At 69.6% G+C, this 20,195-nt stretch carries 22 protein-coding genes and 1 other RNA gene; 10 read left to right on the top strand and 13 right to left on the bottom strand.

The window, feature by feature from the left end; genetic code table 11:
- Positions 1–299: 299 nt before the first annotated feature.
- The gene (locus SLW52_RS17190; protein ID WP_320740816.1) at positions 300–1,664 is read left to right on the top strand and encodes an NAD-dependent succinate-semialdehyde dehydrogenase; all 1,365 of its coding nucleotides are present in this window, start codon (positions 300–302) and stop codon (positions 1,662–1,664) included.
- 170 nt (positions 1,665–1,834) lie between these two features.
- Here SLW52_RS17190 and SLW52_RS17185 read toward each other — a convergent pair whose 3' ends face one another.
- From SLW52_RS17185 to SLW52_RS17135, 11 genes are all read right to left on the bottom strand, one after another.
- On the bottom strand, positions 1,835–2,830 hold the full coding sequence (locus SLW52_RS17185; protein WP_017908178.1) for a magnesium and cobalt transport protein CorA: 996 nt from the start codon (positions 2,828–2,830) through the stop codon (positions 1,835–1,837).
- A 50-nt stretch (positions 2,831–2,880) separates the two neighbouring features.
- A complete protein-coding gene (locus SLW52_RS17180; RefSeq protein ID WP_320740815.1) occupies positions 2,881–4,161 on the bottom strand; it encodes a DUF4105 domain-containing protein in 1,281 nt (426 codons plus the stop codon).
- Positions 4,158–5,039 (bottom strand): transporter associated domain-containing protein, encoded by an 882-nt coding sequence (locus SLW52_RS17175; RefSeq protein WP_026144230.1) that lies wholly within the window; start codon positions 5,037–5,039, stop codon positions 4,158–4,160. Before SLW52_RS17175 ends, SLW52_RS17180 begins: the two co-directional genes overlap by 4 nt.
- Positions 5,040–5,149: 110 nt before the next feature.
- A complete protein-coding gene (locus SLW52_RS17170; protein WP_320740892.1) occupies positions 5,150–5,746 on the bottom strand; it encodes a hypothetical protein in 597 nt (198 codons plus the stop codon).
- Positions 5,747–5,975: 229 nt separating this feature from the next.
- Positions 5,976–6,470 carry a hypothetical protein gene (locus tag SLW52_RS17165; RefSeq protein WP_320740814.1) on the bottom strand — a complete coding sequence of 165 codons (495 nt, stop codon included), beginning with the start codon at positions 6,468–6,470 and terminating at the stop codon, positions 5,976–5,978.
- A 53-nt stretch (positions 6,471–6,523) separates the two neighbouring features.
- A complete protein-coding gene (gene ybeY / locus SLW52_RS17160) occupies positions 6,524–7,009 on the bottom strand; it encodes an rRNA maturation RNase YbeY (RefSeq protein WP_017908182.1) in 486 nt (161 codons plus the stop codon).
- A gap of 53 nt (positions 7,010–7,062) precedes the next feature.
- Positions 7,063–7,950, bottom strand: coding sequence for a hypothetical protein (locus tag SLW52_RS17155; RefSeq protein ID WP_320740813.1), 888 nt, complete (start codon positions 7,948–7,950; stop codon positions 7,063–7,065).
- A 104-nt stretch (positions 7,951–8,054) separates the two neighbouring features.
- Entirely contained in the window at positions 8,055–8,621 is a 567-nt protein-coding gene (locus tag SLW52_RS17150) for a hypothetical protein (protein WP_320740812.1), read from the bottom strand.
- Positions 8,618–9,604, bottom strand: coding sequence for a PhoH family protein (locus tag SLW52_RS17145; protein ID WP_148828102.1), 987 nt, complete (start codon positions 9,602–9,604; stop codon positions 8,618–8,620). The genes SLW52_RS17150 and SLW52_RS17145 overlap by 4 nt, the downstream gene beginning before the upstream one ends.
- A gap of 356 nt (positions 9,605–9,960) precedes the next feature.
- A complete protein-coding gene (locus SLW52_RS17140; RefSeq protein WP_320740811.1) occupies positions 9,961–10,404 on the bottom strand; it encodes a hypothetical protein in 444 nt (147 codons plus the stop codon).
- The gene (locus SLW52_RS17135) at positions 10,401–10,898 is read right to left on the bottom strand and encodes an OsmC family protein (RefSeq protein WP_320740810.1); all 498 of its coding nucleotides are present in this window, start codon (positions 10,896–10,898) and stop codon (positions 10,401–10,403) included. The genes SLW52_RS17140 and SLW52_RS17135 overlap by 4 nt, the downstream gene beginning before the upstream one ends.
- A 71-nt stretch (positions 10,899–10,969) precedes the next feature.
- Between SLW52_RS17135 and SLW52_RS17130 the strand changes: the two genes are divergently transcribed.
- Positions 10,970–11,635 (top strand): winged helix-turn-helix domain-containing protein, encoded by a 666-nt coding sequence (locus SLW52_RS17130; RefSeq protein ID WP_320740809.1) that lies wholly within the window; start codon positions 10,970–10,972, stop codon positions 11,633–11,635.
- Positions 11,636–11,652: 17 nt separating this feature from the next.
- Here SLW52_RS17130 and miaB read toward each other — a convergent pair whose 3' ends face one another.
- A complete protein-coding gene (miaB, locus tag SLW52_RS17125) occupies positions 11,653–13,077 on the bottom strand; it encodes a tRNA (N6-isopentenyl adenosine(37)-C2)-methylthiotransferase MiaB (RefSeq protein ID WP_267092478.1) in 1,425 nt (474 codons plus the stop codon).
- 132 nt (positions 13,078–13,209) lie between these two features.
- Between miaB and SLW52_RS17120 the strand changes: the two genes are divergently transcribed.
- Positions 13,210–13,285, top strand: a non-coding RNA gene (locus SLW52_RS17120) — sX9 sRNA.
- A 4-nt stretch (positions 13,286–13,289) separates the two neighbouring features.
- On the opposite strand, the gene SLW52_RS17115 is transcribed toward SLW52_RS17120, so the two are convergent.
- Complete coding sequence (locus SLW52_RS17115; protein WP_320740808.1) at positions 13,290–13,907, bottom strand: glutathione S-transferase; 618 nt, start codon at positions 13,905–13,907, stop codon at positions 13,290–13,292.
- Between the two features lie 75 nt (positions 13,908–13,982).
- Between SLW52_RS17115 and SLW52_RS17110 the strand changes: the two genes are divergently transcribed.
- The 7 genes from SLW52_RS17110 (at position 13,983) to SLW52_RS17080 (ending at position 20,105) form a co-directional block, all read left to right on the top strand.
- Complete coding sequence (locus SLW52_RS17110; protein WP_320740807.1) at positions 13,983–14,957, top strand: WYL domain-containing protein; 975 nt, start codon at positions 13,983–13,985, stop codon at positions 14,955–14,957.
- 99 nt (positions 14,958–15,056) lie between these two features.
- Positions 15,057–16,013 carry a lytic transglycosylase domain-containing protein gene (locus SLW52_RS17105; protein ID WP_152240071.1) on the top strand — a complete coding sequence of 319 codons (957 nt, stop codon included), beginning with the start codon at positions 15,057–15,059 and terminating at the stop codon, positions 16,011–16,013.
- 146 nt (positions 16,014–16,159) lie between these two features.
- Positions 16,160–16,789 carry a ubiquinol-cytochrome c reductase iron-sulfur subunit gene (gene petA / locus SLW52_RS17100; protein WP_026143542.1) on the top strand — a complete coding sequence of 210 codons (630 nt, stop codon included), beginning with the start codon at positions 16,160–16,162 and terminating at the stop codon, positions 16,787–16,789.
- A gap of 3 nt (positions 16,790–16,792) precedes the next feature.
- On the top strand, positions 16,793–18,055 hold the full coding sequence (locus tag SLW52_RS17095) for a cytochrome bc complex cytochrome b subunit (protein ID WP_152236428.1): 1,263 nt from the start codon (positions 16,793–16,795) through the stop codon (positions 18,053–18,055).
- Positions 18,048–18,794: a cytochrome c1 gene (locus SLW52_RS17090; RefSeq protein ID WP_026144236.1), complete on the top strand. Its 747-nt coding sequence runs from the start codon at positions 18,048–18,050 to the stop codon at positions 18,792–18,794. Before SLW52_RS17095 ends, SLW52_RS17090 begins: the two co-directional genes overlap by 8 nt.
- Positions 18,795–18,964: 170 nt before the next feature.
- On the top strand, positions 18,965–19,600 hold the full coding sequence (locus SLW52_RS17085) for a glutathione S-transferase N-terminal domain-containing protein (RefSeq protein WP_010342124.1): 636 nt from the start codon (positions 18,965–18,967) through the stop codon (positions 19,598–19,600).
- A 73-nt stretch (positions 19,601–19,673) separates the two neighbouring features.
- The gene (locus tag SLW52_RS17080) at positions 19,674–20,105 is read left to right on the top strand and encodes a ClpXP protease specificity-enhancing factor (protein WP_010342123.1); all 432 of its coding nucleotides are present in this window, start codon (positions 19,674–19,676) and stop codon (positions 20,103–20,105) included.
- Positions 20,106–20,195 lie beyond the last annotated feature (90 nt).

Raw genomic sequence — 20,195 nt, 5'->3', positions numbered from 1 at the left:
GCGCTGCTTTTCCGTGGAGCGGCGTCAGCCGCGACACGCATTGCCGGTAAGGCCTGTCGCGGCTTAAGCAGCTCCCACGGGATCTTGCGGCGAGCTTGCCTGGTGCACTGTGGGAGGGACTTCAGTCCCGACGCATTGCGCCATCGGAAAGCACGGAGCGTCGCTCCTGGCTGCTGCATGACAGTCGACTCATACAGGCCACGCGGAACACTGTGAGCCATCGCGCTCTCTGGCATCGCCACGTCGCCGCAACGTCCACGGCGCTAGGCTGGCCGGACACTTTTCCAGGAGTCCGCGCGATGCCTTACGACACCGTCAATCCGGCCAACGGCCAGGTCGAATACAGTCTCGAGCTGATGGATGCCGCCGCCGTCGAACAGCGCCTGGCCGCTGCGGCGCAGGCGTTTCCGGGCTGGGCGGCGACGCCGCTGGAGCAGCGCGGCGCGCTGCTGCGCAAGGTCGGTGCGCAACTGCGCGAACAGCGCGACGCGATCCAGCGGGTGATGACCGCGGAAATGGGCAAGCTGCGCAAGGAGGCCCTGGCCGAACTGGACAAGTGCGCCGCGGCCTGCGACTACTACGCCGAGCACGCGGCCGAGTACCTGCGCGAGCAGGCGGTGGTCACCGATGCGCAGCGCAGCTACGTGCGCTACGAACCGCTGGGCTGCGTGCTGGCGGTGATGCCGTGGAACTTCCCGATCTGGCAGGTGTTCCGCTTCCTGGCGCCGGCGCTGATGGCCGGCAACGTCGCCCTGCTCAAGCACGCCAGCAACGTGCCGCGCTGCGCCGACGCCATCCGCAAGGTGCTGGCCGATGCCGGCGTGCCGGACGGGGTGTTCGACGTGCTGCACATCGACAACGACCAGGCCGCCGAGGTGCTGCGCGATGCGCGCGTGGCCGCGGTCACCCTGACCGGCAGCGAGCGCGCCGGCCGCTCCATCGCCGCCAACGCCGGTGGGCAGCTGAAGAAGTGCGTGATGGAACTGGGCGGCAGCGACGCCTTCGTGGTGCTGGACGACGCCGACCTGGACGCTACCGTCGCCGCGGCGGTGAAGTCGCGCTTCGACAACGCCGGGCAGACCTGCATCGCGGCCAAGCGTTTCGTGGTGGTGGAGGCGATCGCCGACGAATTCGTACGCCGCTTTGTCGCCGCCGCGGCCGAGCGCCGCCTCGGCGACCCGCAGGACGAGGCGACCACGCTGGCGCCGATGGCGCGCCAGGACCTGCGCGACGAACTGCACAAGCAGGTGCAGGCCAGCGTCGCCAAGGGCGCGACGCCGCTGCTCGGTTGCGAACCCGAGCGCGGCAGCCACGCCGGCTATCCGGCGTCGATCCTCGACCAGGTGGCGCCAGGCATGCCGGCCTACGACGAGGAACTGTTCGGCCCGGTCGCGGCGATCCTGCGCGTGGCCGACGAAGCCGAAGCCGTGCGCGTGGCCAACGACACCACCTTCGGCCTCGGCGGCAGCGTCTGGACCGCCGACCGCGCCCGTGGCGAACGCGTGGCCTGCCAGCTGCAGTGCGGCGCCGCCTTCGTCAACGCCATCGTCAAGAGCGACGTGCGCCTACCGTTCGGCGGCATCAAGCGCTCCGGCTTCGGCCGTGAACTGGCCGAGCATGGCATCCATGAGTTCATGAACATCAAGTCGGTGTATGTGGCTTGAGTGGGAATCGGGAATGGAGAATTGGGAATGGGAGAAGCGGCGGCGCCTGATGGCGCCGTCTGTCACGGATGATTGCTGCACGCCTAACGATGCAGCGTTACATCACGACTGCGGCGCGCTGTCCATTCCCGATTCCCGTTTCTCCATTCCCGCCGCCGCTGCGCGGCGGCTCACAACCACCTCGCCCGCTTGAACGCCACATACAGCGCCACGCATACCGCGGCGACGCCGCCGACCATCAGTGGGTAGGCCCAGGGCCATTCCAGTTCCGGCATCTGTTTGAAGTTCATGCCGTACCAGCTGGTGATCAGGGTCGGAGCGGCGAGCAGGGCGGCCCAGGCGCCGAGGCGCTTGACCGTCTCGCCCTGGGCCAGGGTGACCAGCGACAGGTTCACGCTCAGCGCGGTGCCCAGCATTTCGCGCAGGGTGTCGATGGCGTCGTTGGTGCGCACCGCATGGTCGAGCACGTCGCGCACGTACAACCGCACTTCCTCGGCGATCAGCGGGCCGGGGTGGCGCTTGAGGTGCGCCAGCACGTCCTGCAGCGGCGCCACCGCCAAACGCATCTGGTTGAGTTCGCGCTTGAGTTCGTACAGACGGATCGCGGTGTCGCGCCGATACGACTCGGCGAAGATGTCCGCCTCCAGCCGTTCCAGGCTCTGCCGGAAGGCGTCGAGGATCGGCTGGTAGTTGTCCACCACATAGTCCAGCACCGCGTACAGCGCGTAGGACGGGCCCAGTTTCATCAGCGAGGCCTCGCGTTCCAGCCGCTCGCGCACCGGCGCGTAGGGCAGCGAGGCGCCGTGGCGCACGGTCAGCAGGAATCGCGCGCCGAGGAAGGCGTGGGTTTCGCCGTAGACGATGCGTTCGTCGATCACCTGCGCGGTGTGCACCGCCAGGAACAGCGAGTTGCCGAAGGCCTCGACCTTCGGCCGCTGGTGCGCCTTGCGGGTGTCCTCGATCGCCAGTTCGTGCAGTTGGAATTCCTCCTTGAGCTGCTGCAGTACCGCGTCGCCGGGCTCGTACATGCCGACCCAGACGAAGCCGTCGTCGTGGCCGGCCAGCACGTCGCTGATCTGCTCCAGGGCGATGTCGTGGCGGCGGCCGTGGCCGTCGTAGTGCACGCAGTTGATGACGCAGGCGGGATTGGCGGTCGCGGAGGCCATGGCGGGAGCGGGTTCGACTGAGGCGCGCGGGGCGAGTGGCGTCGACGGTATCAGCGCTGCGGGCGAGGGCGGGTGAGCGCCCAGGCCAGCGCCGCGTGCACCGGCAGCAGCAGCGCGATCCATTGCAGGTTGAACTGCGGCTGCAGCATCGACAGCCAGTGGATCAGCAGCGCGGCACCGGCCAGCGCCACCACCAGCCACAGCAGCACGTCGAACCAGCGTCCGGGGCGGCGCCCGCGCAGCACGGCAAGACCGCCGAACAGCAGCGGCAGGCACAGCGGATCCAGCAGCAGCAGGTTGCGGTTGCCCCAGGCGGCGCGATGCTCGCTGAAGCCCCACAGGTACAGCAGGACCGCGCCGCCGAGCGCGCACAGCAGCCAGAACGGCAGCGCCAGCGCGGCCAGCCAGCGCGGGCGGCGGCCCAGCGCCAGCACCCCCGCCGCCGCGACCAGCCCCACCAGCAGCCACGGCCACCAGTGCCGCAATTGTTCCGGCGGTTCCGGCGGCAGCCGCTGCGGCAGCAACTGCTGGCGCGCCTGCACCAGCGGGCGGCCTTCGCTGTTGCGCACCTCGCTCAGGCTCTCGGCCAGGCGCATCGGCACGAAAGCCTCTTCCCAGCGCGACAGCGGCTTGTCGGCGTACGGGCCCAGGCCCAGGTCGAAGCCCAGCCACATCCACGGTGCCGGCGAGGCCAGGCGCACCGATTCGCTGCGGTAGGTATTGCCGCGCGAGCGGCCGGACAGCTGCGCGTGCAGCGCGCCGCCCATGGCCCGGTCCAGCGCGTCGCGGACCATCGTGGCGCAGTTGGCGGTGTAGTAGTCGTAGCGGTAGCGCGCGTTCTCCGGGCGCGCACGCCAGGCCAGCGCCTGCTGCAGCGCGCGTGCCTGCGCCGGGGCAAGGTCCAGCCACTGGATGTCGACGCCGCGGCCGGCCTGGCGGTACTGCTCCAGGTCCTCCTGCAGTGGCAGCGCGACCAGGTAGTAGCGCATGTCGCCGGCGGCGAAGCGGCCGACGAAGCCCGGTTCGCTGGGGTCGAAGAAACCGAAGTTGTACGAGGTGGCCTGGCCCGTGCGTGGGTCGAGCACCACGATGGCGTCGTGGCCGAAGCGCTCGAAGAACACTTCGCCGGGCTGCATCGTGGCCACGCCGATGCGCGGCGCCGGGTCGCTGGCGTCGGCTGTGGGCACTGTCGGCGCTGGCGGGGCGGCCAGCGGCGGCGGTGCCGCCGGATCCGCAGGCGCGGTCTGCGCGAAGGCCAGCCCGGTCCATAGGGCCAGCAGCATTCCCAGCCAGCAGGCCGCGCGCATGCGCGGCACGCGGTGCGTGCTCAAGCGCCGTCCTGCGCGGGAGGCGGCAGGATGGTGACGTGGAACGCCTGCACCCGGCGCGCGTCGGCCTTCGCCACACGGAACGCGAATCGGCCCAGGGTCAGTTCCTCGCCGGTCTCGGGCAGGTGGCCGATCGCCTCGGTGACCAGCCCGCCGACGGTGTCGTAGTCGTCGTCCGGGAAGTCGGCGCCGAAGCGCTCGTTGAAATCCTCGATCGGGGTCAGCGCATCCACCACGTACTGGCCGTCGGCCTGCGCAGCGATCAGCGAGGCCTCGTCCTCGGCGTCGTCGTGCTCGTCGTCGATGTCGCCGACGATCTGCTCCAGCACGTCCTCGATGGTCACCAGCCCGGCCACGCCGCCGTACTCGTCGACCACGATCGCCATGTGGTTGCGCGAGAGCCGGAACTCCTTGAGCAGCACGTTGAGCTTCTTCGACTCGGGAATCAGCACCGCCGGGCGCAGCAGTTCGCGCACCGTGCCGGGACCGTGGTCGGCGACCACGCCGCGCAGCAGATCCTTGGCCAGCAGGATGCCGAGGATGTCGTCCTTGTTCTCGCCATGCACCGGGAAGCGCGAGTGGCCGGATTCGACCACCTGCTTCATCAGGTCGAGGAAGCGCGACTCCACCGGCAGCGACACCATCTGCGCGCGCGAGACCATCACGTCGCCGACGGTGAGTTCGGAGACCGACAGCGCGCCCTCCATCATGCGCAGCGTGTCGGCGGCGATCAGGCCATCGTGCTGCGCGTCGCGCAGCACCTCGACCAGATCGTCGCGGGTGTGCGGGTCGCCGGAGAACACCGAGGTCAGGCGTTCCAGCCAGCCGCGACGTTTTTCGTGGGATTCCGGGGAGGTACTACTCGGTCCGTCTTCTGACATGTTCTGTGGGTAGGCGCCCGGTCGAACGGGCGGTAACCGCAAGTCTAGCAGGGCGCTCGCGACAGCATCGCGACGTCGGCGGCCGGTACCGGCGGCCCGCCGGCGCGGGTTCAGCCGCCCTTGGCCGGCGTGTGCAGCGCGTCCGGTGCCGGTTCCGCGCCCGGCTCCTCGGGCAGGTCCAGGCTGTAGCTGCAGCCGGCCAGGGTCTTGCCGGGGTGCGATTTCACCGTGGACACGCTGAGGATGATCGACTCGATCATCGGCTCGCCGGTCTTGGGATCGTGGACGTCGCGGCTGAGCACTTCGCGGCCGAACATGGCCTTCTCCGGGGTGTCCACCGCCGCTTCCAGATTCAGGCGCTTGGCCAGCGGCCGCGGGTCGGGCAGGTCCAGGATCGCCATCACGCTGGCGCCGGAGAAGGCGATGCGCTCGCTGCTGTAGCCGAACACCTGGATCGGCCGGGTCAGCGCGTACTCGGTCATGAACAGGTTGGACTGCGGCAGCGGCCGCCAGCCGTGCGCCACCGCCTTCAGCGGATCGGCCAGCAGCGGCGCCAGTGCAGTGAAGTCGGCCACGTGCTGGCGGCATTCCAGCAGCGCTGGCAGGTCGATGGCCGGATCGGCGGTTGCGGTGGCGGCAGGCGCTGCAGTCGGTGGTGCGGGAGGCGCGGCGACAGCGGCGGGGACGACACAGGCGAGCGCGAGCAGGACGAGCGAGGGACGGATCAACGCACGGAACCTCGAAGGAAAACGGGGCTGCGGCGATCGCCGCGCGGCCACGTTACCGCCGGCGCCTGCGCTTGACCAGGGCGGGACGACACCGGGGTCGGGACGCGGTCTGTGCGAGGGTGTTGCCGCAGTGTCGCAATGACGCTTTCGTCCATTCCAGATGGACAGCGTGCGGCTGGTATTGGCAAGGCAGGACGGAAGAGCCCGATTACCTAGCAGAGGAATTCGGTTCGGATACGTTGGTCGAGCGCCGCGCCTGCCGCAGCCATTGCCATGCGTTAGGCAGGGTCAGCAATCCGGCGGCGAGGAACAGCAGCGACAACGCCAGCAGCGTGTTGTTGGCATCGACATGCCGGCGCAGGCCGGACAGGCGCTGCCACGCCGCGAACGCCAGCGGGCACAACAGGGCCACGCGTCCGGCGCGCACCGGGATGCGGACTGGTTCGGCGCCTGTGCGGTGCCGGCGCTGGTACAGCCAGCGCCAAGCGCTCGGGGTGGTCGCGAGCACCAGCAGGGTCAACAGGCCCAATGCCGCCTGACTGGACGCGGACAGGACGCCGCTGCCGCCGAACGTGGGCGCTGGCCGGATCAGGCCGAGGTAGACGTGGCAGCACAGGGCGATCGTCCGGACCAAGGCGGCGATGCCGTGCCGGCGCTGCGACGCGCTCGCCTGTCTGGATTGCGGGGCGGTGGGTGCATCCATGCGCGGCGATCTCCTGCGGAAGATCAGAAGAGTGCCGTGTCGGCGTCGCTGGATCAACGCTCGCCGGCGTAGGGGTCGGAGACGCCGAGGTCGGCCAGGATCTCGCGCTCCAGTTGCTCCATCGCCTCGGCTTCCTTGTCGTCCTCGTGGTCCCAGCCGAGCAGGTGCAGCACGCCGTGCACGGTCAGGTGCGCGTAGTGCGCGTTGAGCGGCTTGTCCTGTTCGGCGGCCTCGCGCGCCACCACCGGTGCGCAGATCACCAGATCGCCGAGTAGCGGCAGCTTGACGCCCTTCGGCAACCCCTCGGGCAGTTCGGCCGGGAAGCTGAGCACGTTGGTGGCGTAGTCCTTGCCGCGGTAGTGCTGGTTGAGGGCGCGGCCTTCGCGGTCGTCGACCAGACGGATCGCCAGGTCGGCCTCGCGGATGCGGCCCTTCAGTGCCGCGGCGACCCACTTGCGGAAGCTCGGCGCCGCCGGCAGCCCGGCGCGGGGCAGGGCGTAGCTGACGCCGACATCGAGGCGGACGGGACCTTTGGTCATGGCGGAACGGCCGGGTGCTGCGGTGGGAGCCACAGTATCGCGCTAACGCGCGCTCAGGGCGACGCCCAGTCGCCGGCGTCGTAGGCGATCTCGATCACGGCGGCATTGCCTGCCGCGCGGTCGATGCCAGCGTCTGCGGCGGATTTGCTGCAGTTGAAGCCCTGGTAGAGGGTGCTCTGGCGGACGAGCTGCAGTGCCGCCTGTTCCGGCTTGCCGTTCGGGTCGATCTGGATGGTCGGTGTCGCGCAGCCGCCGACATTGGTCACCTGGATGGCGGGCACAAGCGCGCGCGCCGCCTGGTCGGCGAGGGTGTCGAAGGCATCCGGTCCGATGTCCTGCGCAGCGGCCGACACGCGCACCTTGAAGTAGTAGAGCTGTTTGTAGAACAGATAGCCGTTGGAGCGGGCCGGTGCATCCTCCGGGTCGAGGCGCAGTTCCATCCGCAGCTTTTCTCCGGGCACACGTTGGGCCTCGGCGATCGCCGCGACCAGCGCCTTATCCAGGGCGCTGGCGGCCTTCGGCGCCGGTTCGACGACGATGCCCAGCTCGAACCGTTGCGCGCCCAGTTCGTGCAGTTCCGCGTAGGTGCCGCCGGAGACCGCTGCGGCCAGATCGGCGCGGAAGCCCGCCATGCCGTCGGCGATGGCCCGCGCCGATTCCTTTTGTCCGGCGGGATAGACGAACACGTTGATGGTCAGTTCCGGATGACCTTTCAGCACGTAGAGGAAGCCGGCGCCGGCGGCCTTGGCGGCCGGGTCGTACTTGCTGCTGCGCAGGCTGAAGTCGCCCACGGTGTCGGGAGCGACCACGTAGCTGGTTTCGACGAAGGGCCGCGCGGGCGTTGCTGCGGGCGGCGCGGCCGTGGCGGCAGCCGCTGGCGCGGCGCAAGTGGCCAGGATCGGCCAGAGCAGAAAGGCGAACGACGACGATCGCTGGAACATGGCACCTCCCCGTGCACGGCAGCAGCATCGCAGTGTACGTCGGTCACTGCCGTGTGGTGCGTGCGGTCGCTACGGAGTGCCGCGACAGGCGCGCAGCAGCAGGCTCAAGTCACGCATGCGACCAGGAACAGCAGCGGGGTCTTTTCGTCGTCGACGCGGTAGGCCAGGCTGCCCATCGGGCCTCGCTGGCATTGCGGATTGTCGCGCCGGATGTCCACCGTGGCGGCGAAGCGCCCCGACGCGGGCAGCCACACCGCGGCCTGGCCGTGTTCGAGCAGTTGGCCGACGAGGTAGAGGCTGTCCGCTGGCACCTTTGCGTAGGCCAGCGCGTTGCAGCCGAAGCGGTCGCGCGTCGCACCGGCGGTTTCGGCCGCATCGAGCAGCGCCTGCGCGCGGGTGCCGGCGATCCAGGCCAGGCGTTGCGCCTCGTCGTCGCGCGGCGCGGTCGGCGAGGTACGGGCGATCGCCGCGGCGCGCTCGAGGACGTCGCGCGGCAGCCCGATGCTGGCCGCGTCCTGCATGATCGACAGGCACGGCGGGGTCAGCGATTGCGCCAGGGCGACGCGCTGCGGCGCCGGATCCTGCGCTGGCGGCGGATCCTGCGGCTGGCCGCTGGCGCCGCCGGCCACGCAAAGCAGCGCTGCCAGCAGGCCGGGCCAGGGCCGGATCATGCGGATGGGCCGCTGGCGCGGTCGACCACGTCGCGCTTCTCGTAGGCGTTGACGATGCGCGCCACCAGCGGATGCCGGACCACGTCGCGCGCCTCGAAGAAGGTGAAGCTGACTCCGTCCACCTCGTGCAGCACCTCGACGGCATCGCGCAGGCCGGACTTGACGTGCTTGGGCAGGTCGATCTGGGTCAGGTCGCCGGTGACCACGGCGGTGCTGCCGAAGCCGAGCCGGGTCAGGAACATCTTCATCTGCTCGATGGTGGTGTTCTGCGCCTCGTCCAGGATCACGTAGGCGTCGTTGAGGGTGCGTCCGCGCATGTACGCCAGCGGCGCGATCTCGATGACGTTCTTCTCCAGCAGCTTGACCACCTTCTCCACGCCCAGCATCTCGTACAGCGCGTCGTACAGCGGGCGCAGGTAGGGGTCGACCTTCTGGGTGAGGTCGCCGGGCAGGAAGCCCAGCTTCTCGCCGGCCTCCACCGCCGGGCGCACCAGGATCAGGCGCTGCACCCGCGATTCGTTCAGCGCTTCCACCGCGCTGGCCACGGCCAGGAAGGTCTTGCCGGTGCCGGCCGGGCCGATGCCGAAGTTGATGTCGTGGGTGGCGATCTGGTGCAGGTACTTGGCCTGGTTGGCGCCGCGGCCGCGCACCGTGCCGCGCCTGACCTTGATCGCCACGTCCTGCGGCTGGTACGCGCGCTGCGTCACCTGGTCGACGTTGGACTGGTTGAGCCGCAGGTGGATTTCCTGGTCGTCGAAGGCGACGTGGTCGGCCTCGGCGTACAGCGCCTGCAGCAGCCGCTCGGCCGCCGCCACCGCCGGCTCCGGCCCGGTCACCCGGTACACGTTGCCGCGGTTGGAGATCTCCACGCCCAGGCGCAGTTCGATCTGCCGCAGGTGCGCATCGAACGGGCCGGCCAGGTTGGCCAGGCGCTCGGTGTCGGCGGGATCCAGGGTGAAGTCGCGTTGCGCGGGGGTGGTCATGGCGGGCGCGCGCCGCCGGCGGCGACGTCGAAAAAAAGAGGGGCGCAAAGGGTAGCGCGCGGCGCGTAGCCGGGCCAGTGAAGGGCGCGCGGCGGCGACGTCGGCGTCGGCCCGCCGGTGCGGTCGAGGTACGCCTTGCGGATCTGCAAGCGCACGTGCCCCGCCACCGCCCGGACCTGCGCGCCGCGGCAATGGCAACGTTGTCCACAATGCATGTGGATCGATTGTCCAAAAGCCTGTGGACAACCGCGCGAACGCCTTGCCACGCAAGGCGCCGCCCTGTGCTGGCGAAAAAATCGCACCCGTGCGGCCGGCGATGCATCCGTGGCAACGGCGTTCGTCTTTTCCAGGATCGGTTATGACGTGCCTTGGCGGCGATCACCATCGCCAGCGCCGTCTAAACACCGCGCGTCGCGCGCCTGCATCCAGGCGTCCGCAATCGCGCGTGCACCGGCGGGGTCGTCCACGACCAGGATCAGGTGCCCGTGGTGGTCGCTGTACTGCACGGCGATGTTGATGCCGGCGGCGCCGAGCATGCCGGTCAGCAGGCCGAGCTGTCCCGGCGTGTCCTGGTCCAGGCGCAGGCTCACCACCGGGTGTTCGGCGGCCACGTGGAAACCGTGCGCGCGCAAGGTCTCGCTTGCCGGTGCGGCGGCATCGAACAGGAAGTGCGCGACCGCGCGCCCGTCCACGCGCCACACGCCGCCGCCTTCGATGCTGATGCCGGCCGCGCCGAGTGCCTGGGCCATGGCGGACAGAGCGCCGGGGCGTTCTTCGAGGTGGATTTCGACGTCCTTCATCGCGCGGCCTCCGGCGGCTCGCCCGGGCGCACGATCGTCGCCTCGCAACGCACCAGCATGGCGCAGCTGTTGGCGATGAAGCACTGCGCGTGGGCCTGTGCGTGCAAGGCCTGTGCGCGGTGCGCGTCGCTGTCCGTCGCGATGGTCACGCGCGGCGCCAGCGCCACCTCGCGAAAGCGTCCGCCGTGGCCGGGGCGCATCACCAGCCAGCCCTGGGCCTGGTCCTCGTAGGCCAGCACCTGGATGCCGGTATGCGCGCACAGCGCCAGGTAGGTGAGCATGTGGCAGGCGGCGAGAGCGCCGACGAACAGGTCTTCCGGATTGTGCAGCGCCGGGTCGCCGAGGAAGAGCGGGTCGGCGCTGCCTGGCAGTGCCGCCTTGCCGGGAATCTGCAGCGTGTAGTCGCGGCCATAGTGGCTGTAGTCGGCGGTGCCGTTGCCGCGGTTGCCGGTCCAGCGCAACTGCGAAGCGTAGTGGTGCAGCGTGTCGGTCATGCGTCTGCCTCGTGTGGGGAGCAGGCAAGGTAGGCGCCAGCGTGGCGGCATGCTTCGTCTAGAATCGAAGCATGAGCGAGGACACCCTGCTTGCACGTGCCGCCTTTCTGCTCGGCGACCCGGCGCGCAGTCGCATGCTGGCGGCACTGATGAGCGGACAGGCGCGCACTGCCAGCGAACTGGCGCTGGACGGCGCGGTGGCGCCGTCGACTGCGAGCCGGCACCTGTCGCAACTGGTCGACGCCGGCTTGCTCGCGGTGGCCCGCCAAGGGCGGCACCGCTATTTCCGTCTGGCCGGCGCAGACGTCGCCGCGGCGGTGGAGGCGATGATGGGACTGGCGCCGCCGCCGATGACGCGGCGGGTCGGCCCGGCGGATCCCGGTCTGCGCCGGGCGCGGGTGTGCTACGACCACCTTGCCGGCGAACTGGCGATCCGCTGGCGCCAACAGATGGAAGCGCGCGGGTATCTGCTGTGCGGCGACGGCATGGCCTTGAGCGCATCCGGCGCCGCCTGGTGCGCGGCGATCGGCATCGACGTGGCGGCGCTGCGTGCGTCGCGGCGGCCGCTGTGCCGGCCGTGCCTGGACTGGAGCGAGCGCCGCGACCACGTCGCCGGTGCGCTGGGCAGCGCCTTGCTCCGGTATCTCTTCGACACCGGCCTGGCCCGGCGCGTGCCGGATTCGCGGGCGGTGCAGATCGGCCCGCGCGGCGAGCGCTTCCTCAGCGCGCTCGACTAGCGCGCGCCCGGCGCCGCTCAGGCCGCGGCGTCGTCCTCGGCCAGGCGCAGGCGGCCGCGCAGCGAATTGCTCAGCGCCTCGGTGATCGTCACCTCGACGAACTGGCCGATCAGGCGCGGGTGGCCGGGAAAGTTCACCGAGCGCATGTTCTCGGTCTTGCCGGTCAGTTCGGCCGGGTTCTTCTTCGACGGCCCTTCCACCAGCACGGTCTGCACGCTGCCGATCATCCCCTGCGAGATCTGCTGCGCATGCGCGTTGATGTGCGCCTGCAGCCGCGCCAGCCGCGCGTGCTTGACCGCCTCGGGGGTGTCGTCTTCCAGGTCGGCGGCGGGCGTGCCCGGGCGCCGCGAGTAGATGAAGGAGAAGCTCTGGTCGAAGCCCACGTCCTCGATCAGCTTCATGGTCTTGTCGAAGTCGGCGTCGCTCTCGCCGGGAAAACCGACGATGAAATCCGAGCTGATCGAGATGTCAGGACGCACCGCGCGCAGCTTGCGGATCTTCTGCTTGAACTCCAGCGCGGTGTAGCCGCGCTTCATCGCGCTGAGGATGCGGTCGCTGCCGGCCTGCACCGGCAGGTGCAGGTAGTTGGCCAGCTGCGGCACGTCGCGGTAGGCCTCCACCAGCGAGTCGCTGAATTCCAGCGGATGCGAGGTGGTGAAGCGGATGCGGCCGATGCCCTCGATCTGCGCGATGCTGCGGATCAGCAGGCCCAGGTCGGCGACCTGCGCTTCCTCGCCGGCCTCGGCGTCGGCGTAGGGGCCGCGGTAGGCGTTGACGTTCTGGCCGAGCAGGTTGATCTCGCGCACGCCCTGGGCGGCCAGTTGCGCCACTTCCACCAGCACGTCCTCGAACGGGCGGCTGATCTCCTCGCCGCGGGTGTAGGGCACCACGCAGAACGAGCAGTATTTGGAGCAGCCTTCCATGATCGACACGAAGGCCGAGGGGCCTTCGGCGCGCGGCTCCGGCAGGCGATCGAACTTCTCGACCTCGGGGAAGCTGATGTCCACCTGCGACTTGCCCGATTCGCGGCGCGCGCGGATCAGCTCCGGCAGCCGGTGCAGGGTCTGCGGGCCGAACACCAGGTCCACGTAGGGCGCGCGCTTGACGATCGCCTCGCCTTCCTGCGAGGCCACGCAGCCGCCGACGCCGATGATCACCGGCTTGCCGCCGGCCTTCAGCGCCTTCCAGCGGCCGAGCTGGCTGAACACCTTTTCCTGCGCCTTCTCACGGATCGAGCAGGTGTTGACCAGAACCACGTCCGCTTCTTCGGGGTTGTCGGTCAGCTCCAGGCCTTCGGACGCGGCGAGCACGTCGGCCATCTTGGCCGAGTCGTACTCGTTCATCTGGCAACCGTGGGTCTTGATGTACAGCTTGCCGCGCACCGGCGCGGGTGCGGCGGCGGTGCCGGCGGAGGGCAGGGGATGCAGGACGGTCCCGGGCATGGCGCTTAATCCAGGCGGGTGGAAAGGAAGCCGGCTAGTCTACTCGTGCCCGCGCGCGGGCGCAGGTCCAAGCGTGGCCGACAAAACGACTGCGCAGCCACCAGGCGGGCGCGGACGGTGCTCGGAATCCTCATGTACCACTCGTACACTGCGGTTCCTCCGCGCCGTCCGCACCCACCTGGCGACTGCTCGCGACGTTCTGTCAGCCACTCTTAGCCCGCTGCGGCATCCACCGCCAGCGCGCGCTGCACCGCCGGCCGCGCCGCCATGCGCGCGGCGTAGGCGCGGGTCGGCGCCGGCGGGTCGAGCAGGCCGAACTGCAGCATCCAGCCCAGCGCGCTGCCCCACAGCACGTCGGCGGCGCTGCAGCGCGCGCCGAGCAGGTAGTCGCCGCGCGCCAGTTGCGCGTCCACCACCGCCAGCACGGTATCGCAGTCGGCATAGGGCGACATCGCCCGCGGTGGCGGCTCGCGCTTGAGCGCGCGGTCGACGAGGGCCGGCTCGAAGCAGGCGCCGTAGAACGCCAGCCAGCGCAGGTAGGGGCCGCGCAGCGGGTCGCCGATCGGCGGTGCCAGCCCGGCCTCGGGATACAGGTCGGCCAGGTAGGGGTAGATCGCGCCCTGCTCGGTCACCACCGCGCCGGCGTGCATGATCGCCGGCACCTTGCCCATCGGGTTGATCGCCAGGTAGTCCGGCGCCAGTTGCGCCTGCCGATCGAAGTCGATGCGCTCGATGGCGTAGTCGGCGCCCAGCTCCTCGAGCAGGATCAGCACGCCGCGCGAGCGCGAATGCGGGTTGTGGAACAGGGTGATGTGGCGGTCGCTGGTCATGGGCGGCTCCTCGATGTCGGTCTGCACACCCTAGACCCCATTGCGGACAGATCCTGTCCGCAATAGCGTGCGCCGATGTCATCGCCCGCCGCCCGCCTGTTGCGCCTGGTCGCCCTGCTGCAGACCCGCCGGCTGTGGTCCGGCGCCGAGCTGGCCGCGCGGCTCGGCGTGGACCGGCGCAGCCTGCGCCGCGACGTGGAGCGGCTGCGCGCGCTGGGCTACACCGTGGAGGCTGCGGCCGGGATCGGCGGCGGGTACCGGCTGGCGGCCGGCGCACAGATGCTGCCGCTGCTGTTCGAGGAGGACGAGGCGGTGGCGGTCGCGGTGGCGCTGCGCGCGGCCTGCGCCAGCATGGCCGGCCTGGAGGACACCGCGGTGCGGGTGCTGGCCAAGCTCGAACCGCTGCTGCCGACGCGGGTGCGCCAGCGCGCCGAGGCCTTGCAGGGGGCGACCCTGGCGCTGGGCCAGGATCCGCTGCGGCCGGACACGCGGGTGTTGATCGGGGTCGCCAGCGCCTGCCGCGACCGGCGCCTGCTCGGCTTCGCCTACCGCGACCATTCCGGGCGCGCCAGCGAGCGGCTGGTCGAACCCTTGCGCCTGGTCAACGCCGGCCGCCGCTGGTACCTGCTGGCCTGGGACCGCGATCGTGCCGACTGGCGCACCTTCCGCGCCGAACGCATCGTGCCGCCCTTGCAGCTCGGCGCGGCGGTGGCGTTGCGCCTGCCGCCGCAGGAACCGGCGGCCATGGTCGACGCGGCGATCCGCTACAGCCCGCAGGCGATGGGTTTCGCCCTCAGTGTGCGGCTGCGTGGCAGCGCCGCCGAGCTGGGGGCGCGCATTCCACTGTGGTGCGGCACTCTGCAGGACGAGGCCGACGGCCACTGCCGGCTGTCGCTGCTGGCCGACGCCGTGCCGTGGCTGGCGGCGCAATTGCTGACCATCGGCGTGCCGTTCGCCGGTCTGGAGGCCACGGCCGAGGTGCGGACGGCGCTGCGCGGGGCGCTGAACGCGTTGCTGGAGCAGGTGCCGGAGCCGGCACCGGTGGAGTAGGTGATACGGACGGGGAGGGCGCACTGGCCGCCCGGCGCTGCTCCGGCCCCGGGCGGTGCGGACTTGGCAAGCGGCGGGGAAGTTGGGACACTCGCCGCCATGAAGGGGATGCTGTGGCTCCTGGGGCTGGGACTCGCCACGTTGACGGCTGCGCCGGCCAGCGCCGGCACCCTGTACAAGTGCACCGGCAACGACGGCGTGCCCAGCTACGGCAGCAAGCGCGTGTCCGGCGCCAGCTGCAGCGTGATCGGCCGCTACACCCCCGACCGCCGCGCCGCGCGGACCGCCCCGGCGCCGGCGCCGGCCAGGGCCAGCACCGAGCGGCCGCCCAGCCGCGGCGTCATCGCCAGCGCCGGCACCGTGGCGCCGGCCACCCTGATCAGCGCGCCGGTCGCCGCCCCGGCCCCGGTGACCGCCAACGCCGTGCCCAACCGGGTCGCCCCGGTGTCGCCCAGCAGCAGTGGCGCGCCACGGCGTCTGGTCAGCGGTCAGCTGTATTCGTACATGAAGGACGGCGTGCGCCACTACACCAGTGCGCGTCCGACCCAGGTCGCCAATCTCGGCGCGGTGCGCACGATCCGCTACAGCTTCATGGAAACCTGCTACGCCTGCGCCAATCCGGGGGTCAACTTCGGTGCGGTGCGCCTGAACACCACCGCCTACCAGAGCGAGATCGCCGCCGCCGCGCGCGAGTACGGTGTCGACGAAGCGGTGGTGCGCGCCATCATCCACGCCGAGTCCGCCTACAACCCGACGGCCCTCAGCCGCGCCGGTGCGCAGGGGCTGATGCAGCTGATGCCGCCGACCGCGCGCCGCTTCGGCGTCAGCGATTCGTTTGATGCAGCGCAAAACATTCGCGGCGGCGTGCAGTACCTGGCGTGGCTGCTGAAGCGCTTCAACGGCAACCTCAGCCTGGCCGCGGCCGGCTACAACGCCGGCGAAGGCGCGGTAGACAAACACGGCGGGGTGCCGCCGTACAGCGAGACCCAACGCTACGTGCAACGGGTCGGCGTGCTCGCCGAGCGCTACCGCGGCGTGCTGGCGACCGCGCATTGAGCCGTCGCCGCGGCCCGGCAGGAGGCGTTGCGCGTCCATTGTCGGCGCGTTAAGGGTTCCGCTACACTGCAGTGGATTCAGTGCGGCTCGACCCCCACCGAGCTGCTGGCAGCCTCACGCTACCCAATCACAGATCGGAGTGCCGGATGGCCAACGATGGGGTCAACGATTCTGTAAATGTAGGACGCCGCCGCTTTCTCACCGCCACCACGTCCGTCGTGGGCGCGGTCGGTGCGGGGTTCGTCGCGGTTCCTTTCATCAAGTCCTGGAATCCGAGCGCAAAGGCCAAGCTGGCCGGCGCGCCGGTCACCGCCGACATCAGCGCCCTGCAGGAAGGCCAGCGCCTGATCCTGGAATGGCGCGGCCAGCCGATCTGGATCGTCAAGCGCTCCAAGGCGATGCTCGATGCGTTGCCGTCGCTGGACAGCCGGCTCAAGGATCCGGAGTCCACCAACAAGGACCAGCAGCCGGACTACGTGCTGAAGAATCCGGAGTACCGCTCGATCAAGCCCGACGTCTCGGTGCTGGTCGGCCTGTGCACCCATCTGGGCTGCTCGCCGGAAATGGTCGCCGAGATCCGCCCCGAACCCTACGACCCCGACTGGAAGGGCGGCTATTTCTGCCCCTGCCACAAGTCGCGCTTCGACATGTCCGGCCGCGTGTTCCAGGGCGTGCCGGCGCCGATCAACCTGCTGGTGCCGCCGCACCATTACCAGGACGACAACACGCTGGTGATCGGCGTGGACCCGAGCGCGTCCGCGAAGGGAGGGGCGTAAGTCATGGCCGACAACATCCTCACCCGCACCGCGGGCAACGTGTTCGACTGGGTCAACGAGCGCGCTCCCGGGCTGATGCCGTTCTACCGCAAGCACGTCACCGAGTACTACGCGCCGAAGAACTTCAACCTCTGGTACTACTTCGGCTCGCTGGCGATGGTGGTGCTGGTCAACCAGATCGTCACCGGCATCTTCCTGACGATGCACTACAAGACCAGCGCGGCCGAGGCGTTCAACTCGGTCGAGTACATCATGCGCGACGTCGAGTGGGGCTGGCTGATCCGCTACATGCACTCCACCGGCGCCTCGCTGTTCTTCATCGTGGTGTACCTGCACATGTTCCGCGGGCTGATGTACGGCAGCTACAAGAAGCCGCGCGAGCTGGTGTGGATCCTGGGCATGCTGATCTACCTGGTGCTGATGGCCGAAGCCTTCATGGGCTACGTGCTGCCCTGGGGGCAGATGTCGTTCTGGGGCGCCAAGGTGATCATCTCGCTGTTCGGCGCCATCCCGGTGATCGGCAACGGCCTGACCGAATGGATCATGGGCGACTACCTGCCGTCCGACGCCACCCTCAACCGCTTCTTCGCCCTGCACGTGATCGCGCTGCCGCTGGTGCTGTTGCTGCTGGTGGTGCTGCACCTGGGCGCGCTGCACGAGGTCGGTTCCAACAATCCCGACGGCGTGGAGATCAAGAAGGGGCCCAAGGGCAATCGCTGGAGCCCGATCAAGCCGGCCGACGGCATCCCGTTCCATCCGTACTACACGGTCAAGGACCTGGTCGGCGTCGGTTTCCTGCTGATGATCGGCGCCTTCATCATCTTCTTCGCGCCCGGCTTCGGCGGCCTGTTCCTGGAGCACGACAACTTCACCGAGGCCAACCGCCTGGTGACGCCGGAGCACATCAAGCCGGTCTGGTACTACACCCCTTACTACGCGATGTTGCGGGTGGTGCCGAACAAGCTCGGCGGCGTGCTGGTGATGTTCTCGGCCATCGCGATCCTGTTCCTGGTGCCGTGGCTGGATCGCGCCAAGGTCAAGTCGATCCGCTACCGCGGCTGGATCTCGCGGGTGATGCTGGGGATTCTTGCGGTGTGCTTCGTCTGGCTCGGCGTGATCGGTTCCGGCCCCGGCACCGAGATCATCGAGACCTACATCGGCCGCGTGCTGACCGTGCTGTATTTCGCCTTCTTCCTGACGATGCCGATATGGACCTCGCTGGATCGAACCAAGCCGGTGCCGGAGCGGGTGAGCAGCCATGACTAAGCGCCTGATCGCTGTGCTCGCCGGCGTCGCGTCGGCCTTGCTGCTGTCCGCCTCGGCCATGGCCGCCGAGGGTGCCGCCACCCTGCAGGCCGGCAACGACCTGGGCGACCGCGCCTCGCTGCAGCGCGGCGCCAAGCTGTTCATGAACTACTGTTCCGGCTGTCATTCGCTGAAGTACCTGCGCTACCAGCGCATGGCCGAGGATCTGGGCCTGAGCGAGGACGAGGTGATGCACAACCTCAACTTCACCGGCGCCAAGATCGGCGAACACATCGAGACGGCGATGCCGCACGATGCGGCGACCAAATGGTTCGGCAAGGCGCCGCCGGACCTGAGCCTGATCGCCCGCGTGCGCGGCACCGACTGGGTCTACACCTACCTCAAGTCGTTCTATCTCGACCAGTCGCGGCCGCTGGGCTGGAACAACAAGCTGTTCGCCAACGCCTCCATGCCCAATCCGCTGTGGGACCTGCAGGGCCTGCAGCAGCCGGTCTACGGCAAGGCCGAGCAGCCGGGCGTGGACAAGCCGGTGGAGCGGCTGCAACTGGCGACGCCGGGCAAGCAGAGCCCGGTCGAGTTCGACCAGACGGTGCGCGACATCAGCAATTTCCTCGAATACGCCGGCGAGCCGGCGGCGCTGAAGCGGCAGAACCTGGGCGTGTGGGTGGTGCTGTTCCTGGCGCTGCTGACCTTCCTGGCGTATCTGTTGAAGAAGGAATACTGGAAGGACGTGCATTGAGTCGCGGCCGTTTCGGCCGCGTCCCGGCTGCACCGTTGCTGAGCCGATCCCCTGTTCATCCTATTGGCTTTTGTGAGCGAGGGTTGCACACTCAGGGGCCGTGACGACCGTCCGCAATGTGCTGGCGGCGTCGATGCGGCCGGCGGATTCCGGCCGTGGGAGAGCCTTGAATGGCGGCGAGTTTGCGCATGCGAAATACCTTGACGTTGTTTTCCTCCACGGATGATGTCCTGTGCCACCGCGTCCGCCTGGTGCTCGCGGCCAAGGGCGTGACCTACGATTTCGTGGCGGTGGATCCGCAGAATCCGCCGGAAGATCTGATCGACCTGAATCCCTACCACTCGGTGCCGACCCTGGTCGAGCGCGAGCTGGTGCTGTACGCCGCCTCGGTGGTCAGCGAGTACCTGGACGAGCGCTATCCGCATCCGCCGCTGATGCCGGTCGATCCGCTTTCGCGCGCGCGCCTGCGCCTGGCGATGCTGCGCATCGAGCACGACTGGGTGCCGCAGGTGCAGGCGATCCAGCTCGGCAACAAGGCCCAGGCCGAAGCCGGGCGCAAGCGCCTGAAGGAACTGCTGACCGCCTCGGTGCCGCTGTTCAAGGCCAGCAAGTTCTTCCTCAATCCGGAGATGAGCCTGGCCGACTGCGCGATGGCGCCGATCATCTGGCGCCTGCAGGCGCTGGATATCCCGCTGCCGAAGGACGGCAAGGCGATCGAGGATTACGGCAACCGCATCTTCCGCAATCCCGGTTTCATCCGCAGCCTGACCGACCAGGAAAAGAAGCTGCGCGACCTGCCGGCATGATGCCGTGCGTCGCGCCGTCCCCGCTGTGTTCCGAGCTGTACCGGCGTTGCGCGCCGGCACGTAGAATGGGCGCATGACCGAAGACACTTCCCGCATGACCAGCCATCGCCCGTACCTGCTGCGGGCGCTGGTGGAATGGATCAACGACAACGGCATGACCCCGCACATCCTGGTGGATGCGGGCCTGCCCGGCGTGCAGGTGCCGCCGAGCGCGGTCAAGGACGGGCGGGTGGTGCTGAACATCGCCGAGCGCGCCGTGGTGCGTCTGCAGATCGACAACGACGGGGTCAGCTTCACCGCCCGCTTCGGCGGCGTCAGCTACCCGGTGCAGGTGCCGATGTCCGCGGTGCTGGCCGTGTATGCGCGCGAGACCGGGCAGGGGATGGCGCTGCCGGACGACATCCACGGCGCCAGCGAGCCGCCGGGCGACGACACCCCGCCACCGCCGCGGCCGGGCGGTTCCGACGACGCCGGCAAGCGGCCGCGCCTGCGCGTGGTCAAGTAAGTCGTCGATGCGCGGCCTCGGTGGCCGCGCTTCACCCATCCAAGCGTTGGCGTTTCCGGTATTCGTGCGCCGCGCACCGCGTTGTTCCGT

The sequence above is a fragment of the Xanthomonas sp. LF02-5 genome, assembly GCF_034105325.1.
GTDB classification, from domain to species: Bacteria; Pseudomonadota; Gammaproteobacteria; order Xanthomonadales; family Xanthomonadaceae; genus Xanthomonas_A; species Xanthomonas_A sontii.
The sequence above is the reverse complement of the archived record's forward strand: the minus strand, read 5'-3'. Positions and strand labels throughout refer to the sequence as shown.

What these genes read in the sequence shown, in the direction of transcription:
- SLW52_RS17190 (WP_320740816.1), top strand. Translation starts at nt 300, where the DNA reads ATGCCTTACGACACCGTCAATCCGGCCAACGGCCAGGTCGAATACAGT.
- SLW52_RS17185 (WP_017908178.1), bottom strand. Translation starts at nt 2,830, where the DNA reads ATGGCCTCCGCGACCGCCAATCCCGCCTGCGTCATCAACTGCGTGCAC.
- SLW52_RS17175 (WP_026144230.1), bottom strand. Translation starts at nt 5,039, where the DNA reads ATGTCAGAAGACGGACCGAGTAGTACCTCCCCGGAATCCCACGAAAAA.
- SLW52_RS17165 (WP_320740814.1), bottom strand. Translation starts at nt 6,470, where the DNA reads ATGGATGCACCCACCGCCCCGCAATCCAGACAGGCGAGCGCGTCGCAG.
- ybeY (WP_017908182.1), bottom strand. Translation starts at nt 7,009, where the DNA reads ATGACCAAAGGTCCCGTCCGCCTCGATGTCGGCGTCAGCTACGCCCTG.
- SLW52_RS17155 (WP_320740813.1), bottom strand. Translation starts at nt 7,950, where the DNA reads ATGTTCCAGCGATCGTCGTCGTTCGCCTTTCTGCTCTGGCCGATCCTG.
- SLW52_RS17150 (WP_320740812.1), bottom strand. Translation starts at nt 8,621, where the DNA reads ATGATCCGGCCCTGGCCCGGCCTGCTGGCAGCGCTGCTTTGCGTGGCC.
- SLW52_RS17145 (WP_148828102.1), bottom strand. Translation starts at nt 9,604, where the DNA reads ATGACCACCCCCGCGCAACGCGACTTCACCCTGGATCCCGCCGACACC.
- SLW52_RS17140 (WP_320740811.1), bottom strand. Translation starts at nt 10,404, where the DNA reads ATGAAGGACGTCGAAATCCACCTCGAAGAACGCCCCGGCGCTCTGTCC.
- SLW52_RS17135 (WP_320740810.1), bottom strand. Translation starts at nt 10,898, where the DNA reads ATGACCGACACGCTGCACCACTACGCTTCGCAGTTGCGCTGGACCGGC.
- SLW52_RS17130 (WP_320740809.1), top strand. Translation starts at nt 10,970, where the DNA reads ATGAGCGAGGACACCCTGCTTGCACGTGCCGCCTTTCTGCTCGGCGAC.
- miaB (WP_267092478.1), bottom strand. Translation starts at nt 13,077, where the DNA reads ATGCCCGGGACCGTCCTGCATCCCCTGCCCTCCGCCGGCACCGCCGCC.
- SLW52_RS17115 (WP_320740808.1), bottom strand. Translation starts at nt 13,907, where the DNA reads ATGACCAGCGACCGCCACATCACCCTGTTCCACAACCCGCATTCGCGC.
- SLW52_RS17110 (WP_320740807.1), top strand. Translation starts at nt 13,983, where the DNA reads ATGTCATCGCCCGCCGCCCGCCTGTTGCGCCTGGTCGCCCTGCTGCAG.
- SLW52_RS17105 (WP_152240071.1), top strand. Translation starts at nt 15,057, where the DNA reads ATGAAGGGGATGCTGTGGCTCCTGGGGCTGGGACTCGCCACGTTGACG.
- petA (WP_026143542.1), top strand. Translation starts at nt 16,160, where the DNA reads ATGGCCAACGATGGGGTCAACGATTCTGTAAATGTAGGACGCCGCCGC.
- SLW52_RS17095 (WP_152236428.1), top strand. Translation starts at nt 16,793, where the DNA reads ATGGCCGACAACATCCTCACCCGCACCGCGGGCAACGTGTTCGACTGG.
- SLW52_RS17090 (WP_026144236.1), top strand. Translation starts at nt 18,048, where the DNA reads ATGACTAAGCGCCTGATCGCTGTGCTCGCCGGCGTCGCGTCGGCCTTG.
- SLW52_RS17085 (WP_010342124.1), top strand. Translation starts at nt 18,965, where the DNA reads ATGGCGGCGAGTTTGCGCATGCGAAATACCTTGACGTTGTTTTCCTCC.
- SLW52_RS17080 (WP_010342123.1), top strand. Translation starts at nt 19,674, where the DNA reads ATGACCGAAGACACTTCCCGCATGACCAGCCATCGCCCGTACCTGCTG.